15 protein-coding genes are annotated in these 17,949 nt (G+C 46.0%); 13 read left to right on the forward strand and 2 right to left on the reverse strand.

All coding sequences use genetic code 11. The features are described 5' to 3' along the window. Nucleotides 1–220 precede the first annotated feature (220 nt). From ABIN22_RS03560 to alsK, 10 genes are all read left to right on the forward strand, one after another. Nucleotides 221–1,087 carry a pyridoxamine kinase gene (locus ABIN22_RS03560; protein ID WP_346906643.1) on the forward strand — a complete coding sequence of 289 codons (867 nt, stop codon included), beginning with the start codon at nucleotides 221–223 and terminating at the stop codon, nucleotides 1,085–1,087. An 18-nt stretch (nucleotides 1,088–1,105) separates the two neighbouring features. After that, nucleotides 1,106–1,627 carry a TIGR04002 family protein gene (locus ABIN22_RS03565; protein WP_346906645.1) on the forward strand — a complete coding sequence of 174 codons (522 nt, stop codon included), beginning with the start codon at nucleotides 1,106–1,108 and terminating at the stop codon, nucleotides 1,625–1,627. Between the two features lie 29 nt (nucleotides 1,628–1,656). Continuing rightward, nucleotides 1,657–2,253 carry a TIGR04100 family radical SAM protein gene (locus ABIN22_RS03570; protein WP_346906647.1) on the forward strand — a complete coding sequence of 199 codons (597 nt, stop codon included), beginning with the start codon at nucleotides 1,657–1,659 and terminating at the stop codon, nucleotides 2,251–2,253. A gap of 235 nt (nucleotides 2,254–2,488) precedes the next feature. After that, entirely contained in the window at nucleotides 2,489–3,526 is a 1,038-nt protein-coding gene (locus ABIN22_RS03575) for an iron-containing alcohol dehydrogenase (protein WP_346906649.1), read from the forward strand. 53 nt (nucleotides 3,527–3,579) lie between these two features. Next, nucleotides 3,580–5,055, forward strand: coding sequence for an MFS transporter (locus ABIN22_RS03580; RefSeq protein WP_118619761.1), 1,476 nt, complete (start codon nucleotides 3,580–3,582; stop codon nucleotides 5,053–5,055). An 89-nt stretch (nucleotides 5,056–5,144) separates the two neighbouring features. Continuing rightward, a complete protein-coding gene (locus ABIN22_RS03585) occupies nucleotides 5,145–6,182 on the forward strand; it encodes an iron-containing alcohol dehydrogenase (protein ID WP_118619763.1) in 1,038 nt (345 codons plus the stop codon). Nucleotides 6,183–6,196: 14 nt separating this feature from the next. Continuing rightward, on the forward strand, nucleotides 6,197–6,922 hold the full coding sequence (gene nagB / locus ABIN22_RS03590) for a glucosamine-6-phosphate deaminase (RefSeq protein ID WP_109730721.1): 726 nt from the start codon (nucleotides 6,197–6,199) through the stop codon (nucleotides 6,920–6,922). Nucleotides 6,923–6,948: 26 nt separating this feature from the next. Next, nucleotides 6,949–8,244 (forward strand): aminotransferase family protein, encoded by a 1,296-nt coding sequence (locus ABIN22_RS03595; RefSeq protein ID WP_118619767.1) that lies wholly within the window; start codon nucleotides 6,949–6,951, stop codon nucleotides 8,242–8,244. A 46-nt stretch (nucleotides 8,245–8,290) separates the two neighbouring features. Next, entirely contained in the window at nucleotides 8,291–9,457 is a 1,167-nt protein-coding gene (locus ABIN22_RS03600; protein ID WP_118619769.1) for an ROK family protein, read from the forward strand. A 72-nt stretch (nucleotides 9,458–9,529) separates the two neighbouring features. After that, complete coding sequence (gene alsK, locus ABIN22_RS03605; protein ID WP_346906652.1) at nucleotides 9,530–10,450, forward strand: allose kinase; 921 nt, start codon at nucleotides 9,530–9,532, stop codon at nucleotides 10,448–10,450. A gap of 33 nt (nucleotides 10,451–10,483) precedes the next feature. Here alsK and ABIN22_RS03610 read toward each other — a convergent pair whose 3' ends face one another. Then, nucleotides 10,484–11,347 (reverse strand): methionyl aminopeptidase, encoded by an 864-nt coding sequence (locus ABIN22_RS03610; RefSeq protein WP_346906654.1) that lies wholly within the window; start codon nucleotides 11,345–11,347, stop codon nucleotides 10,484–10,486. 17 nt (nucleotides 11,348–11,364) lie between these two features. Beyond that, a complete protein-coding gene (locus ABIN22_RS03615) occupies nucleotides 11,365–12,627 on the reverse strand; it encodes a DUF1015 domain-containing protein (RefSeq protein WP_346906656.1) in 1,263 nt (420 codons plus the stop codon). Between the two features lie 335 nt (nucleotides 12,628–12,962). On the opposite strand from ABIN22_RS03615, the gene ABIN22_RS03620 reads away from it, so the two are divergent. From ABIN22_RS03620 to ABIN22_RS03630, 3 genes are all read left to right on the forward strand, one after another. Beyond that, nucleotides 12,963–14,363: a subtype B tannase gene (locus ABIN22_RS03620; protein ID WP_346906658.1), complete on the forward strand. Its 1,401-nt coding sequence runs from the start codon at nucleotides 12,963–12,965 to the stop codon at nucleotides 14,361–14,363. 122 nt (nucleotides 14,364–14,485) lie between these two features. After that, complete coding sequence (locus tag ABIN22_RS03625) at nucleotides 14,486–17,200, forward strand: ABC transporter permease (protein WP_346906660.1); 2,715 nt, start codon at nucleotides 14,486–14,488, stop codon at nucleotides 17,198–17,200. Next, nucleotides 17,188–17,949, forward strand: a complete 762-nt coding sequence (locus ABIN22_RS03630) for an ABC transporter ATP-binding protein (protein WP_109730703.1) — start codon at nucleotides 17,188–17,190, stop codon at nucleotides 17,947–17,949. The genes ABIN22_RS03625 and ABIN22_RS03630 overlap by 13 nt, the downstream gene beginning before the upstream one ends.

Raw genomic sequence — 17,949 nt, forward strand, 5'->3', positions numbered from 1 at the left:
TAAGCAAACAAGTTTTTATTATTTCACTTGTCTACCTAGAAGGGAGCATATCAATGATGAGTAATCACTATTTTGCAGCACCCCTCTTTTTGTTTCATTGAAAAACTGGCCTGCTTAAATATGATATAACTGGACGTTTTGAGTAAACCACTTCTGTGATATGATGTCATGCAAGTAGAAGAATTCCATCATTACCATAGAAAAGAAATGAGGCTGTATTATGACTAAAAAAATTGCTGTCATCAATGATTTATCAGGATTTGGAAGATGCTCCCTCACCGCTGCAATTTCGGTGATCGCGGCAATGGGGGTCCAGCCGTGTCCCCTGCCTACTGCGGTCTTAAGTGCACAGACAGGGTACCCGAGTTATTTCTGCGATGATTACACAGATAAAATGGAAAACTTCCGGCAGGAATGGGAGAAGATGGATGCTCAGTTTGACGGTATTTATACCGGATTTGTGGCAAGTGAGCAGCAGATCGAGAAAATATTTACATTTTTAAAGACGTTTCAAAGGAAGAATACGTTTCTTTTAGTTGATCCAGTCATGGGGGATAATGGCAATGTATATGCCATGTTTACAGACCGGCTTTTAAGCCTTATGAAGGAACTTGTCTGGAAAGCGGATGCGATTACCCCTAACCTGACAGAGCTCTGCCTGCTGACGGATACGGACTACAGGATGATCCAGAATATGACGGATGAGCGGAATCTCTTGACTATCGTGGAACAGATGGCGAGGAACGTGATTAAAAAGGGACCGGATACCGTTGTAGTTACCGGAATCCATTTTCTGGATGGGGAAGACGGTGTGGAAAAGATGGGAAACCTTGCAGTATCCGGTAAACAGGTGAGTCTCTCTGCATTTCCATATGTAGGGGGGAGCTATTCCGGAACGGGTGACCTTTTCGCATCTGTCATAGCGGCGGGAATTGCGCGTGGTGATAAGATAACAGAAAGTATCCGGCTGGCCGGAGGTTTTATTGAGCGGGCGATTGTGGATTCTGTAAAGGAAAATATCCCGCGCAACGACGGGGTGAATTATGAACAGTTCCTCGGTATGCTGATGAAGAATACCGACAAGTAGAAAAGGAGGCCTAAGAGTATGAAAAGCAACACATCAAAAATTACTATGACAGGTCTGTTTGCGGCTATGATTACGGTGATGACAGCCTATATCTGCCATATCCCGTACGGTGCAAACGGAGGGTATATTCATTTCGGGGATGCACTGATTTATATGGCGGCAGTCTTTCTCCCGAGGCCATACGCGCTCACGGCGGCTGCAATCGGTGGCGGAATGGCGGATATCCTGACGGCGCCGATGTGGGCTCCGGCGACGATTATCATTAAGATGCTGATTACACTGCCTTTTACGAGTAAAGAAGGCAGAATCCTTGCGCCTAGAAACATTGCGGCACCTTTCCTTGCGGCAGTTATCTCCGCCTCCGGGTATTATCTTGCAGAAGGAATTCTGTTTGGCTCCTTTATAGCGCCGCTGGCATCGTTTGCCGGAAGTGCGGTGCAGTCCGGCGGGAGCGCAGTCATTTTCCTTGTGCTGGCAGCAGCAATGGATAAGGCGCATGTGAAGAATAAAACCCAGAAAATACTGCATATGTGTGAATAACAGGCAGGGAAAAAAGAGAGGAAATTAATATGGCAGATATACTGTATACTTATAAAAATCAGGTTTACGCAAATATCACGAATCTCTGTGACTGCAGGTGCCGGTTCTGCATCCGCAGCCATGAGGACGGTGTCGGTGATGCAGAGACATTGTGGCATAAGGCTGATCCGACACTGGAGGAGATTATTGCGGCGATGGATGCATTTGATTTCACAGGGTATACGGAACTCGTATACTGCGGCTATGGAGAGCCGACCTGTGCACTGGACAATATGATTGCTTCTGCGAAGTATGCGAAGGAAAAATACGGGGTTGCGATAAGGGTCAACACGAATGGACTTGGAAATCTCTATCATGAGAGGGACATTGTTCCTGTTCTTGCAGAGGTGGTGGATTCGGTATCCATCAGTCTGAATGCACCGACAAAGGAGGCGTATATGGATGTGACACGGCCGAAATTTGAGAATGCATTCGAAGCAATGCTGGATTTTGCCGTGGAATGCAAAGGGGTGATCCCACATGTAAGGATGACCATTGTAGATGTATTGCCGGAAGAGGATATTCAGGCAAGCCGGGAATTGGCAGAATCACTGGGAGTAGATTTGAAGATCAGGAAGTTTGCCTGATGGTAAGAATATAGGGATGACATCTGAAAATGTCCTGCTTTGATGGCAGGACATTTTTTGCTTTTGTTAAAAGTGCATAAAAATCTTTCTTATTATTTGTGAATTTGTAAGAATTGACATATCGTGGATATACGCGTATTATAATGTTAAATAATATTTATAAACACTATTTAGAAATAAAGTTTATGAATAGGAAAACATTAATCAGATAAGAAAAAAGAAGGAGAAATGTATTATGGCAAAGAAATTATTTACAACAATTTACGGTCGCAATCTGGTAGGAGAATTGAAGAACATTGTACAGAGGCCATATCTGGTAGTTACGATGGAAGATTTATGGGATACCTTTAAAGACGAATTCGACGATGACTGCATCGTGCACTTTGTAAAAACTCTCGAATATGACGAGATTATGGAAAATGTTGAAAAACTTCCAAAGTTTGAATCTGTTATAGGCCTTGGTGGCGGACAGGCTGTAGATTATGCTAAAATGGTAGCATGGAAGAGTCATATGCCTCTGTATCAGGTTCCAACCTCGATTGCAACTAATGCAGTATTCGGACACCGCGCGGGAGTTCGTTTCAACAGCGTTGTAAAGTATGTAGGTTATGTAGAGCCGGTTGCAGTTTATGTGGACTATGATGTTATCCAGAACGGACCGAAAGCGCTCAATAGAAGCGGTGTCTGCGATGTACTGTGCTATAACAACTCACTGTTCGACTGGAAATATGCCGCAGACCAGGGAAAATGCGAAGAAAAGTGGCCATATGACGAAGAAATGGCTGCAGAAGTCAGAGAAGTATTCCAGTCAGTCGTAGACGGGCTTGATGATATCTATGCGCTAAATGAAAAAGGAATCCGCATCCTGACAGAAGGTTTAAGATGGGGCGGCGGGGCGTTCCACAACAACGGCTGGAACCCAAGGCCGATCGAAGGAAGCGACCACTTTTTATTCTATACATTAGAGTACATGACAAAGAAGAAATTCATCCACGGACAGCCGGTATGCCTGGGAATCTTCGTCGGATCTGCAATGGGTGGCAACGATCCTGACGGAATCCTTGATATCATCCACAGGGCGGGCGTCGAGATCAGGCCTGAAGGAATGGGGCTTACATGGGACGATGTATTTGCTGCAATCAAGTATGAAAAAGAATTCCTCGAAAACAACGGTTACTGGTATACAGTTGTGAATGACTTTAAGGTAACAGACGAATTCTGCCAGATGATCAAAGATAAAGTGACTGCCAAATACGGAGCGTGGGAGAACTAACGCCCGACAGGGCCGGACCCAAGTAGTATAAGCAGGACAGGGAGGATGATGTTTTGAGAAATAGAAGAGATCCATACGATATTGATTTTACTTCAACGACAGCGAAGGTGCCGTGGTACGATAAGATTATACACAGTATGTACGGCGCATATAGTTTTCAGGTTTCATGGGTTATATTCGGATACTATCTGGTTTATTTTTACACCGATGTGGTTGGATTAAGCGCCACGGTGGCGGGAACGATTATGCTGGTTGCCCGGTTCGCCGACTGCTTCACCGATCTGTGGGTCGGCTATATGCTGGACAATGTCTGTTACCGGTGGGGGCGTTACCGCTCCTGGGCGATATTTGGCATAGTGCCATTGTTTCTCCTGTTTGTGGGTGTATTTACTGCACTGCCGACAGAGAGTACGGGGCTGAAGATCGGGTGGGCGGCAATCTGCTATGGATGCTTTGGCTCTATCGGCGCGACGTTTTCCTTTATGCCCCAGATTGCACAGTTTTGTAATATGACGAGGAATCCAAGAGAAAGAGAGACGATAGCAGTTGTAAAAAGTGTGTGCACAAATCTGGCACAGGTTGTCGCAGCATCTCTGTTCCTCCCTCTGGTAAAACTGTTTGGCGGCAATAGTGGAAATGAAGCACAGGGATATTTCTGGGCGGCAGTGACGATCGGGCTTACCGTAATGCTGTTCCAGATACTGAATGTATTTATGACAAGGAAATATGAGCTGAACCGGGACGGCTCCTGCAGGGAACATCTCCGTCAGGTAGACCACGAGAACCTCCTTCTCCAGCTTAAGAGTTTTGGAAAGAACCGCCCGGCGATCATCCTTCAGGTCGGCGAGGTGTTAAAGCAGATTATGCAGGCGATCAAGAATGGTATGGTTATCTATGTATTTACATATTATCTGGGTCTGAAAGACTTTTATTCCGTTGCTATGTTTGCGTTTACGGTGGCACTGATGTTCGGCGTATTCTTTATGAAGCCTCTGATCAGACTGTTCAGAGATACGGGAAGGGCCTACCAGTTCTGCATGGTGGGAAGCGCGGCAGTCAGTATCCTCCTTTTTGTCCTGTGCAGGGCTTACGGGCCGGGAGCTGCGGCAGACTCTATGCAGTTCGGGATATTATTCGTGTTATTTGTCCTCAACGGTATTTTCAGCGGGGCATACTATTCTTTCTCAAATGTTATGATTCCGGCAACGGTAGATTACGGTGAGTGGAAGAACGGCAAAGGGCAGGCGGGAATCATCTCTGCAATCAACGGGTTCTGTATCACGATCGGTGCGGCACTCGGGGCACAGATCATGGGAATCCTGCTGGACGGTTCCGGTTACGTGGCAAATCAGGCACAGTCGGAGTCAACACTGACATGGCTGTTAGTACTTGCGTTTATCCTGCCGGCTATTGTGACAATGATCCATTTTATCGTTCAGATGTTCTATGGACTCAGTGACAAGAGGCTGGATGAGTGTATGCGTGAAGTGCGCGAAAGGCGCATGAATATGGAAGTGGAAAATAGTTAGAATTAATGATTGACAAATGAAAAATTTCGTTATACCATAATATTAAATAGTGTTTATAAATTATATTTAAGAATAAAAGGAGAAAAATCATGGCAAAAAAATTATTTACAACAATCTACGGACGTAACCTTGTGGGAGAGTTAAAAAACATCGTGCAGAGACCTTATCTGGTAGTGACGATGGAGGACTTATGGGATACCTTTAAGGATGAATTTGACGATGACTGTATCGTGCATTTTGTAAAAACACTGGAATATGATGAGATCATGGCAAATGTTGAGAAGCTTCCGAAGTTTGAATCCGTCATCGGCCTCGGCGGCGGACAGGCAGTTGACTATGCAAAGATGGTGGCATGGAAGAGCCACATGCCTCTGTACCAGGTTCCGACTTCTATCGCGACAAATGCAGTGTTCGGACACCGTGCCGGCGTTCGCTTCAACAGTGTTGTAAAGTATGTGGGGTATGTTGAGCCGGTTGCAGTATATGTGGATTATGATGTTATCCAGAACGGACCGAAAGCTCTCAACAGAAGCGGTGTCTGCGACGTACTCTGCTACAATAACTCCATGTTTGACTGGAAATATGCTGCAGATCAGGGCAAATGCGAAGAAAAATGGCCATATGACGAAGAGATGGTTGCAGAAGTCAGAGAAGTATTCCAGTCAGTCGTAGACGGGCTTGATGATATCTATGCGCTAAATGAAAAAGGAATCCGCATCCTGACAGAAGGTTTAAGATGGGGCGGCGGAGCGTTCCACAACAATGGCTGGAACCCGAGACCGATCGAGGGAAGCGACCACTTCTTATTCTATACATTAGAGTACATGACAAAGAAGAAATTTATCCACGGACAGCCAGTATGCTTAGGAATCTTCGTAGGTTCAGCTATGGGAGGAAATGATCCTGACGGAATCCTTGATATCATCCACAGGGCAGGCGTTGAGATCCGTCCGGAAGGCATGGGAATCACATGGGACGACGTATTTGCTGCAATCAAGTATGAAAAAGAATTCTTGGAAAGCAACGGCTACTGGTATACAGTAGTAAATGATTTCAAGGTGACAGATGAGTTCTGCCAGATGATCAAAGACAAAGTAATTGCCAAGTATGGTGAGTGGGATAAATAAGGTGTACATAAACTATGAGAGTATACAGAGTAAAAGATTATGACGAAATGAGTAAAAAGGCTGCAACCATCCTTGCAGCGCAGATTGTGTCCGGCCCGGAGAAAGCTCTGGGCCTGGCAACAGGCTCCACCCCGGCAGGGGCTTACAGATATCTTTGCAAGTGGTATCAGGAAGGAATTCTGGACTTTTCAGAAATCAGGACAATGAATCTGGATGAATACAGAGGAATTTCCAGAGAGGACAGCCAGAGCTACTATTATTTTATGAAAGAGAATCTGTTTGGCCATGTAAATATAAAGGAAGAGAATACGTTTATCCCGGACGGCGAGCGGGAAGATGCAGACGCCGTATGCAGGGAATATGAAGCACTGATCCAAAGCACCGGGGGCGTCGGACTCCAGCTTCTGGGACTCGGGAGGAACGGGCACATCGGTTTTAACGAACCGTCGGACAGCTTCATAAAAGAATGCCACTGCGTTTCACTTGCTTTGAGTACCATTGAGGCGAATAAGAGATTCTTCGAGAATGCTGAAGATGTACCGAGACAGGCATATACAATGGGTATCGGCACGATCATGAGTGCGGAGAAGATCCTGCTGCTGGCAAGCGGCGAAGAGAAGGCAGATGCCCTCAGCCGTATGCTTGGCGGACCGATTACTCCACGTGTGCCGGCCTCCATATTGCAGCTTCACAGGGATGTGACGGTCATTGCAGACGAAGCAGCCCTGTCAAAGATATGACATTTAGACAAAAAGGAGATGTCAGTATGAAGACAATCGAAAAAGATAAAAAATATTTAATACAGTGCTATACAACGGACGATATTGTATTTACCAGGGGTAAAGGAATGTATATGTACGATGAGTCAGGAAAAAAATATCTGGATTTCTCCGGACAGTTTTCTGCCTGTACCCTTGGACATGGAAATGAGGAAATGATTGAGGCCCTGAAGGAGCAGCTGGAAAAGCTGGTGTCTGTAACGTCCTGTTTTGCGACAGAGGAAAGAGCGGCTCTGGCGGAAAAAATGATTGAAATATCACCGGAAGGACTCGACAAGGTGATGTTCGGATGTACCGGATCAGACGCCAATGAGTTTGCGCTGAAGACGGCAAAATATTACAGAGGCGGAGGAAGAGTCATTTCCTTTAGAAGAGGTTTCCACGGTTCCACAGCAGGAGCTGCAGCAGCAACGGGTAAATCAGAGATGATTCAGGAAAATTCAGGGATTTCCGAACTGCTTCCGAGAGGGTTCGTACATTCTGCACCACCTTACTGCTACCATTGTGATTTCGGTAAAGAGCCGGGCACCTGCGGACTGCAGTGCCTGAAATATCTGGAGCAGACGATGCTGCATGAAGGCGGGGACCGCATCGCGGCGGTCATTTCAGAGCCAATCTTTGCGGCCGGCGGCGTGATTGTGCCTCCGAAGGGATTCTGGAAGGGTGTAAGGGAATTGTGCGATAAGTATGGCGCACTTCTGATCTTCGACGAGGTTGTAACAGGTATCGGCCAGACAGGATCGATGTTTGCCTGTCAGTATGAGGGCGTAACGCCGGATATCCTTGTCACCGGGAAAGGCCTGACGAGTGGCTATGTACCGGGATCCGCGGTTCTATGCCGCAGGGAGATCGGGGAAGCAATGAGCAAAATCAGCCTGCACGGACATACACACTCCTGCTATCCGCTGACATGCCGCAGTGCGCTTAAAAATCTGGAAATTATCGAGAGGGAACATCTGGTAGACAACAGCCGTGAGACAGGGGATTACCTGCATGAGAAGCTTCTGGTCCTGAAAGAAAAATACGATGTAATCAAAGATGTGCGCGGACGCGGCCTGCTTCAGGGCATTGAGATAGAAGGAAGCCCGAATGCAGACAAGTATGTACTCGGTCAGGAATTCTACGAAACCATGCTCGGAAACGGCCTGATTACCGAACTGGAAAGCCGTAAGAATCTGGAAAATGTAGTAGTCGTTATGCATCCGGCCCTGATTACTTCCCGCGAAAATGTAGATGAGGCGGTTGAAATCATTGACAAGTCTCTTAAGACCTGTTTAAAATAAACTACAGGTGAAAAATCGCGTAAATGCAGAGGGAGATTCAGACAATATGGCAGTAGAAAAGAAACCGGTCCTGACAGTAAAAAATATCAGAAATGTAAATATGGGAAATATCCTGCAGAGTATCATACGGAGTAAATCCACAACAAGGAGCATTCTTGCGAAGGAGAACCACATCAGCCTTATGACGGTCAAGCATGTGGTCGACGATCTGATAGCTGCCGGTATTCTGGTAGAAAAGGAGTCTGCAAACTCAGATGTGGGGAGGAATCCCAAGGTACTTGAGATTGCAGAGAATTACGGTAATATTGTGTGTGTGAATCTTACCTCTGAGGATGAGATCAGTTTCCTGATCTATGACATATATGAGAGACTCCTAAGGGAACGAAGCATTCCTCTGGAGAGTGAAAGAACTTACAGGGAATCTCTGTCGGACGTTTTTCAGGCCATCAGGGAGGAACTTGAAACAATATCCACTGCCACAACGGGTATGGCCGTTTTTGTGCCGAGTGCCTATGATGAAGAAGTGGATCTTGTAAACTATGATCTGATACCTGATTTTAAAGAATTACATATCAGGGAATTATTTGAAAAAGAATTTGGAATAAATAATATATTGATACTTCATGATGTATTTGCAGCGGCGAGGTCAGAGTATGACAGCCTGAACCCGGAAATGGAGAGCCAGTTCTACTTCTACTGCGGCTATGGGGTCGGAGGATATTTCATCCACAAGGACGAAGCGGTCGCGGGGGAAGAGAATATGGCAGGAGAGGTCGGAAAGATGCTCATCACAATGGATGGGAATGAGAATCGTTTTACCACTCTGGAAGAGGTTGTATCCATCTCTGCCGTGAAAAGAAAGATGAAAGAAGCGGGAATGAATCTGCATTTTTCCGAAATGCTTAAGCTGTATCAGGAGAACGACGCGCAGGCAGTACAGATACTGACTCCGGTGCTGAACACAGTATCAAAGGTTTTGTATAATCTCCTGTGGGTGTATAACCCTACCAGAATTGTAGTAGACAGCTGTAAAAGCGACTACTGCAGGATCATTACAGAACATTTCAAGGCATTTATGGAAGAGATGAAGAATGATGCAATCCCGATCCATGTACAGGCAAGGAATGCGAAATATGATGAATACCATATGATGCGCGGATGCTTCTATATGACGAGAAATGCATGGATTGACGAGATTGCAGATTCCATATAAGCGGGTTCCACAAACAGATTCGTCCGCAAAAAAGTTTGTACTGTCTGCATCAGGAAGTAGGAATGGAGTAATATGGAGAACGTAATTATCGGAATTGATCTGGGTGGCACCAATCTTCGTATCGGTGCAGTTACACCGGATAATGAAATGCTGTCTCCCTCTGTGATAAAAAGTTCGGCTGTTGCATATGCAGACAAACCAATCGAAAAGATCTGTGAAATAATCGCAGATTATATAGAGAAGAATCATATCCGGAAGGTGGAAGCGATTTCGATCGGAGTCCCCTCCTCGGTGGAGAATGACAAGGAAACGGTCATCTGTACCACAAATATCCGGAATCAGGAGGGAGAAGCAGTCTTTTCCCATACCAATATGGCAGAGGGAATCAGGGCATATTTTAAAGTACCAGTGTTTATCAACAATGATGTGAATAATATCCTGCTGTACGATATCGCGGCAAACCACCTTGAAAAACAGAAGGTGGTAGTCGGTATTTATATCGGCACAGGCGTCGGTTCATCCGTAGTGATTGACGGAAAGCCTCTGGAAGGAAAGAACGGGGCAGAACTGGATATCGGGCACATTCCATACTTTGGCGGGGATGTCAGGTGCAGCTGCGGGAAGACCGGCTGCTGCGAGTGCTATGCATCCGGATGGCGGCTGCAGGAGCTGCGCAGACAGTATTATCCGGACACCGAGATTCAGGATATGTTCACAAAGCATAAGGATGAAAAACCAATAAAGGATTTCATTCAGGCCTGTGCTTATATTTATGCAGTCATGGCCACGATCTTTAACCCTGACACGATCATCGTGGGCGGCGGGGTGCCGGAAATGGCAGATTTCCCGCGGGAAGAATTCGAGAAAGCCGTGAATGAGAATACAGGGAGGGACGTCATGGCTTATGGGTTTGACTATCTCTATTCAAAAGAATTCGTCGGCAAAGGCGTGATCGGCGCGGCTGTGTTTGCACGGCAGAGACTGGGGATATAAGAGAAGATGCGGCTGGGGGCAGCCGCATCTTCTTTATTTTGTCAGTACTTCTATTCCGTCTTCTTTTACAAGCACCATATATTCAATCTGTGCGGATAGTCCGTCGTCAATTGTATATACGGTCCAGTCATTGTCCTCGTCCACGAAGAAATCTGGGCTTCCTTCGTTGATCATAGGTTCAATCGTAAACATCATGCCCGGTACGAGGAGCATTTCGCTTCCCTTAGGGGTTACATAGCTTACGAACGGGTCTTCATGGAACTGCAGTCCGATTCCGTGGCCGCCGATTTCTTCGACGACGGAATATCCGTTCGCCTGTGCATGGGTGTTGATGGCATCGGCGATATCACCTAAGTGACCCCACGGTCTGGCTGCGGCGAGTCCAAGTTCCACACACTCTTCTGTTACTTTGATAATGCGTTCTGCGCGTTCTGATATCTTTCCCATCTTAAACATTCTAGATGCATCAGAAAAATATCCGTTCAGTATGGTAGAGACATCGACATTGATGATATCCCCTTCTTCCAGAATGATGTTCTCATCCGGAATACCGTGGCAGATTTCGTTATTAAGTGATGTACACACACTCTTCGGGAAGCCCTGATAATGAAGCGGTGCAGGAATCCCGCCGTTTTTCGTCGTGACATCATAGACGATCCGGTCTATCTCTTCCGTGCTCATCCCAATATGAATCTGTTCAGCCACAGCGTCCAGAACCGCAGTGTTGAGCGCTGCACTTTCTTTAATCTTCTCGATTTGGAACGGGGTTTTAAGCAGCTTGTGGCTCGGGACGATCTCGCCCTTCTCCGCGTGTAGTGTGATCTGTTCATCAATAGCCATGTGGCATTTTTTATATTTCTTTCCGCTGCCGCACCAGCATGCGTCATTTCTTTCCATTAATAAAATCTCCTTTCTTATGTTGCCAAGTGTTCGCTTCTTTCGAAACGGTGGATCAGCAGTCCACTTCTAAGTTTAGGTTCAAACCATGTAGATTTGGGCGGCATCAGTTTTCCGGCGTCCGCTACGCGCAGCAGTTCGTCCATCGAAGTAGGGTACATGGCAAATGCTGCCCCGTCCCCTGCATCATCGACTGCCTCTGCAAGTGCTTCCAGTCCCCGGATTCCTCCGACAAACCGGATCCGGCTGTCTGTTTTCGGGTCCCGGATGCCAAGCAGTGGTCCGAGAACCACATTCTGCAGTATGGAAACATCCAGACCGTTCACGGGATCTTCCGAGAAAAGGAATGGTTTCGCATGCAGTGAATACCAGAAACCATTTCCGTAGAGGCCGATCTCCCCTTTCTGCGATGGCCGTACAGCTTCTGTCTGAGGTTCTGAAACCTCAAATCCGCTTCTTACCATATCCAGAAAGGCATCGAACGTATACCCGTTTAAATCCGAAACAACCCGGTTGTAGTCATAAATATGAAGCTCCTCGGCCGGAAAAAGGACTGACAGAAAATAGTTAAACTCTTCGTCTCCTGTATATGCCGGGAATTCTCCCCTGCGCTTCAGCCCTGCTTTTACCGCTGAAGCGGCACGGTGATGGCCGTCTGCTATATAAATATTATCAACCTCTTCGAAAATATGAGCAATTCTTTCTATATTATCATGACTTCCGATCTTCCATACCTGATGGCGTACAGAATCCTCACTCGTAAAATCGTAGAGCGGCAGAGTCATTTTAACAGCATCCAGAATCTGGTTTAGTTCCGGAACTGCGTGGTAGGCCAGGAAAATGGGCCCGGTCTGGGCGCTCAGTGTATCGACATGGCGGGTTCTGTCCAGCTCTTTATCTTCCCTTGTATTCTCATGCTTTTTAATCCGGTTTTCCAGATAATCATCGATGGAGGCACAGCCTACAAGTCCGGTCTGTGTGTGTCCGTCCATTGTAAGTGCGTAGATATAATAGCATTTTGCCTCATCCTGAATAAAAGAACCATCAGCAGCCATGCTATCGAGCGTATCTCTCGCGCGATCATAGACGCTCTGGGAATACATATCTGCATCGTCCGGGAATTGTGTCTCTGCCCGGTCAATCTTTAAAAAGGACAGAGGATTCTGCTCCACGACTTCTTTGGCTTCTTCGCGGTTATATACATCATAAGGCAGTGCGGCAATAGAAGAAGCCAGTTCTTTTGCGGGCCGCACGCCCTGAAAGGGTCGGATGACTGTCATAGTTTCATCTCCTTTGATTATAGGTAAACTTAAGTGCAGGCATGGAAACGCCCAAATGCACAAAGCCTTCTTTATTTTAGCACAAAGAAAACAAATTTACTACGGGATAATAATGAAAAGCTTCCTTTGTTTTTTATAGTAAGGGGCTGAAAATTAGCCATCAGGGATATTCCCCAATAGCCATGCATACTGATTCATTCCATTATGGAATAAATTCTATTATAAGCTGAATTGATTGACCAGTAAAAAAGAGTTAAAATAGTTTTATCATACGATAAGGTCAGAGTTAGAAGAGCGACACAGCCACTAACATTGAAATAAAGGAGTAGAATACTATGAACAAGAGTTTGATATTTGATACAGAAAAATATTCAGTAGAGACATTGGAAATGGATGGATATACACTTGTGTACCGTGCATTTGAAAATATTCCGTATGTGGCGGAGCCGGTGGATGAAAAGGTACAGGTTCTAAGTATCTATGTCCCGGAAGACTATTATAAAGGTAAAATGATTGGTAACTATCATCTGGAAAATGCACCAATCTTTCTTCCCAATACCGTTGGGGGATACATGCCGGGTCCGGTGGAGCGTCCGGGGAAAAATGTACATGGAGAAACGAATGCGGCATTTTTCGCCCTGCTTCACGGTCTGGTCGTTGTATCGCCCGGAGTGAGGGGAAGAGAGCAGAAGGATAAGGAAGGGAATAATATCGGAATAGCACCGGCGGCAATCTGTGACTTGAAGGCGGCAGTGAGGTATCTTAGATTTAATAGCAAGCGGATACCGGGGGATACTGAGAAAATCATTTCCAACGGGACAAGTGCAGGAGGAGCGTTGTCCGCTCTTCTTGGGACAACGGGAAACCATCCGGATTATGAGCCGTATCTGCAGGCAGTTGGTGCAGCTGAGGAAAAGGATCATATATTTGCGTCTTCCTGCTATTGTCCAATTACGAATCTGGAACATGCTGATATGGCATATGAATGGGAGTTCTGCGGACTGAATGACTATCATAGCATGAGGTTTGAGCCTCCTGTAAAGGAAGGCGGAAAGCCTGAAATGATTCCCGTGGACGGGCAGATGACAGAGGAACAAAAAGCAATGTCAAGAAAGCTGAAAGAGATGTTTCCAGAATATTTGAACAGCCTGAGGCTGAAAGATGATGGGGGAAACCCTCTTGAACTAGATGAACAGGGAAATGGAAGTTTTAAGGAGTATGTAAAATCATTTGTAGAAGCTGCTGTGCAAGGTGAGATTTTGAAAGGGACGGATATGTCCGGGTATGACTGGATTACGGTGCAGGGCGGCAGGCTGAAGATAGATTTTGATAAGTATGTGATATTCCGCACACGTATGAAGGCAACGCCTGCTTTTGACAATGTGTGCTTGGGGACACCGGAGAATGAACTCTTTGGGAGTGTTACTAACAGATTTCGGCATTTTACAGAATTCAGTCAGAACCACAGCACTGTTGGGGGAGAACTTGCGGAGAAAGAGCAGATTAAGATGATGAATCCGATGGCGTATATTGAAGATGAGAAAGCGGTAAAAGCAGAACATATAAGGATCCGTCATGGGGTGGTCGACCGGGACACATCGCTTGCGGTCTCTGCAATGCTGGCGGCAAAGCTGCGTGAGAATGGAGTGGATGCAGAACTTGCATACCCTTGGGGGATTCCTCATGCGGGAGATTATGATATTGGAGAACTTTTGGAGTGGATTGACGGAATCTAAAAAACTGCAGCTGAAAATGGCTGCAGCTTTTTTATATTTCAATTCAAGCAGGAAAATGCACTATTCGCGCAATAAGGATTGTATAAAAATAGTAATAGCGATAAAATGAGTGTAGCTTAAAAGTGGTGAAACAGCAAGGTGACCAGTATACGCCCACTGTCGTATCGCCGGCTGCGGTAGGTGACGTGATCATGTTTTTAGAGACGAGGAGGGATTCTATGAATGTGGAACGTAAAGTCAGGAGATTCAGAATAGTCTGTGGATTTCTAATAGTTTTTTCAATGCTGTTTTGTAAGATTTTGGTTTTGGATGGTTTTTACAGCCTGTGGGATTTCGTTTATCTTATGAGGGATACATCCATTTGGGAAGGGGAGACTGCATCATTAGTAGTGCTTTGTTTTGGCATATTTGCTGTGATCGCAATCCTGCTGTATCTGATTCGCACTATTTGGTTAATAAAGGGGAAAAGCCTGAAAACATTTGAGTTTCTTCCCGGCGTCGGATTTGGATTCTTTGTCGTCAGTGTCATTGCGGGAGGGCAGATGTATATTGGACTCGTGAACATTGCTTTCGTTATCATTGACTACATGGGCGCCCGCTGGATTGAAGAGCGGGATGAGATGAACCGCAAATATGAAGAGATGAAAGCGCGGGAAAGGGCCGAGAAGGAAGAAAAGAAGCGGGTACGCTATTTTCCGGGCAGATACCCTGAGGAGTTTTTCCGGATGATCCGAAAGAATGCTTCCTACAACAAGAAAGGGCAGATGATTCTTGCATCGGGGTGCTTTCTGACCGCGGCATTTATGTATATTATACTTACGATGTATGGCCTGATCTCACAGGTGCACGGGGAGGAAGACTTCCTGTTCGGATTCGGGCTTGCGCGGATATTTAAACAGACTGGATTTCTCATGGCTCTGTGCAGCATTCTGATGATGACAATGATCATCGGGTATTATATCAAAGACCAGAATAAGTCAAACAGCCTTCTGGTGATCCTTGGAATGAGAAGCAGAACGATTTATCTGATGTTTGGAATCGTGTTCAGTGCAAATGCTTTCATATCAGGTGTGGCAGGTATTCTTTTCGGAGGGGCGGCATCTTATATCATCAGGGATATCTGGCAGAGTTCACTCACAAATAATGGGGCCGTAGTCAATCTGGCATCTGCAATCAGCGTAAGGACGATTGGACTTGGGATACTCGGGTATCTCGTGATCGTGCTCCTGTCCCTTGGATTTAATCAGGAAAATGTGCTGAACCTTGCACGTTCTATGAATATGAATACACAGGTTGAGAAAGAAAAACGGGGGAAGAAATACAATCTCATACTTGTGATTTTGGGACTTCTCCTTCTGGCAGTCAGCATCCGCATCTATTTTTCCAGAAGCTGGGCAGAGACTATGTATATACATATCTTTACGGTACTCGGAGTTTACCTGCTTATTAAGGGGGGAACCGCAATCTGCCTGAACAGGCTGGAAAGGCACAGGGACAGGTACAACAGGAATCTGATTGCAAATCGTCCGTTGTATTACCGGTTTCAGAAAAGCACATGGAATCTTTTTTATCTGTCTGTGCTGCATCTGTTTATACTATCTATGTTTGGGGTACAGCTGGCAGGCGGACTCCTGAAACAGAATATACCGGAGATGTTCCCGTACAGCATTGTCTGCACGGCCTATGATGCGGATATGGAGGATTTAGATGCGATTGCTAAGAAGCATGGTGCAGAGGCGTCTGTTTATCCGATGCTCAGGATTACATCGATCTACGGCTCTGACGCGATTAATAAACAGTGGGGGCCGTACTTGCGCCCAGTTCAGTGGCCACAGGGGCAGCATATAGCAATTTCAGAGTCTACATACCGGGCCCTGAAGGAGGCCTTAGGGAAGACGCCTGAAAAGCTGGATTTATCAGATGATGAAATCCATGTTGTGTATCAGCAGGATTTGTCGGCAAAGGCGCATACGATTGACTGGGATACGAACAGAATCCATAAAATGCTGAGGATCGGACAGCCGCTGATGTCTTATAATACAGGGATATATGAGAAAATATTTCCGGAACGTATCATAAAGAGTGAGGAGAGAGACTGTCTCACGGGGACGTTCCATCAGGGAATGGAGGATAACCTGGTCGTATTCAATGACCAGTATTTTGAAGAAGAGTACCAGAGGATTTCCACTTACAATAAAGAACAGTGGAGTTTAAGAGAAGCGGCTGACATCGACGAATGGAGAGCGTACCCGTCGTACTCCCGTCCATCTAATATGACAGAGGGACCGACACAGCTTATATGCTGGAATGTTCCTGAGAAGGAGTATGAGGGGATGCTAAAAGATATGGACTATCTGACTGATAAACATGCGTTTGACAGAGACTGGGACAGTGCGATCCTGCCGTTCTATGGGAAGCAGCAGATGATTGTTGATACCGGTGCGGAAATCTTTTTTCGAAAACTGGTGTACCTGTTTATCCTCATCCTGATGACGATTATGGGGCTCTTCCAGTATTATGTGAAGTTTGAATCTGAGGCAAGGGAGCTGAACTGGCAGAATAACTTCCTGAGAAAACTGGGTATGCGGCAGAATGACCGGAAAAAGGCTCTGGCAGGGCAGATGAAGATATTTGCAGTGCTGCCGCTTGCGGTAGGAACCTTAGGCGGAATTATTTTCGGAGGCCTTACGGTAAGGGCCAGATTATACGATTCAAAGGAAGTTCTGGGTTTCCTTATAGCAGGAGGGATTATTTATCTGGTTTATGTGGGCATATGGGTACTGTGGTATTTTTGGATTAAGAGAATGATATGGAGGCAGGCGGAATGGGAAAACTAAAAGTACTGGAAGTGAATGATCTGATCAGGAATTATCAGAAACTGAACCCGAGTGGTGCAAAGGATGAGATTAAAGTATTAAAGGGGCTTAATTTTGATGTGGAGGAGGGTGACTTCCTTGGGATTATGGGAAAGTCCGGATGCGGCAAGACGACACTTTTGAAGGTGCTGGGGCTGATTGACAAGCAGACGGCGGGGACCTTGAAGTTCACGGACAAAGATACAAACGGCCTGCATGCAGATGAACTGGCGGATATCAGGAGAAAACAGATCGGGTTCGTCTTTCAGGATTTTTATCTGATGGACAGTCTCTCCGTGAGGGAAAACATTATGCTTCCCATGATTCTGAACAAGGAAAAGTCTGAAGTAATGGATGAGAAATCAAAGGAACTGGCCGAACAGTTCCAGATTGCACATCTGCTGGATAAAGAGCCATATGAACTGTCGGGAGGAGAGAAACAGAGGGTGGCGATCTGCCGTGCCCTGATTAATGACCCGGAGCTGATCCTGGCTGATGAGCCGACCGGAAATCTGGATTCCAAGTCAGGCAAGATTGTGATTGACGCCCTGACACGGATCAATCAGGAGTATGGGAAGACGATAGTCATGGTAACGCATGATCCGAAGATGGCGGGCTGCTGCAGGAAAATCATCCTGCTTAAGGACGGTATGATACTGGAGACTCTGGAAAAGAAGGGGACGGATGAAGAATTCTATCATCTGATTCTGGATAAGATGGGAGATTTGTAG

Origin of the sequence: Faecalicatena orotica (assembly GCF_905197545.1) — a bacterium.
GTDB lineage: Bacteria > Bacillota > Clostridia > Lachnospirales > Lachnospiraceae > Faecalicatena_A > Faecalicatena_A orotica.

What these genes read in the sequence shown, in the direction of transcription:
- ABIN22_RS03560 (WP_346906643.1), top strand. Translation starts at nt 221, where the DNA reads ATGACTAAAAAAATTGCTGTCATCAATGATTTATCAGGATTTGGAAGA.
- ABIN22_RS03565 (WP_346906645.1), top strand. Translation starts at nt 1,106, where the DNA reads ATGAAAAGCAACACATCAAAAATTACTATGACAGGTCTGTTTGCGGCT.
- ABIN22_RS03570 (WP_346906647.1), top strand. Translation starts at nt 1,657, where the DNA reads ATGGCAGATATACTGTATACTTATAAAAATCAGGTTTACGCAAATATC.
- ABIN22_RS03575 (WP_346906649.1), top strand. Translation starts at nt 2,489, where the DNA reads ATGGCAAAGAAATTATTTACAACAATTTACGGTCGCAATCTGGTAGGA.
- ABIN22_RS03585 (WP_118619763.1), top strand. Translation starts at nt 5,145, where the DNA reads ATGGCAAAAAAATTATTTACAACAATCTACGGACGTAACCTTGTGGGA.
- nagB (WP_109730721.1), top strand. Translation starts at nt 6,197, where the DNA reads ATGAGAGTATACAGAGTAAAAGATTATGACGAAATGAGTAAAAAGGCT.
- ABIN22_RS03595 (WP_118619767.1), top strand. Translation starts at nt 6,949, where the DNA reads ATGAAGACAATCGAAAAAGATAAAAAATATTTAATACAGTGCTATACA.
- ABIN22_RS03600 (WP_118619769.1), top strand. Translation starts at nt 8,291, where the DNA reads ATGGCAGTAGAAAAGAAACCGGTCCTGACAGTAAAAAATATCAGAAAT.
- alsK (WP_346906652.1), top strand. Translation starts at nt 9,530, where the DNA reads ATGGAGAACGTAATTATCGGAATTGATCTGGGTGGCACCAATCTTCGT.
- ABIN22_RS03610 (WP_346906654.1), bottom strand. Translation starts at nt 11,347, where the DNA reads ATGGAAAGAAATGACGCATGCTGGTGCGGCAGCGGAAAGAAATATAAA.
- ABIN22_RS03615 (WP_346906656.1), bottom strand. Translation starts at nt 12,627, where the DNA reads ATGACAGTCATCCGACCCTTTCAGGGCGTGCGGCCCGCAAAAGAACTG.
- ABIN22_RS03620 (WP_346906658.1), top strand. Translation starts at nt 12,963, where the DNA reads ATGAACAAGAGTTTGATATTTGATACAGAAAAATATTCAGTAGAGACA.
- ABIN22_RS03630 (WP_109730703.1), top strand. Translation starts at nt 17,188, where the DNA reads ATGGGAAAACTAAAAGTACTGGAAGTGAATGATCTGATCAGGAATTAT.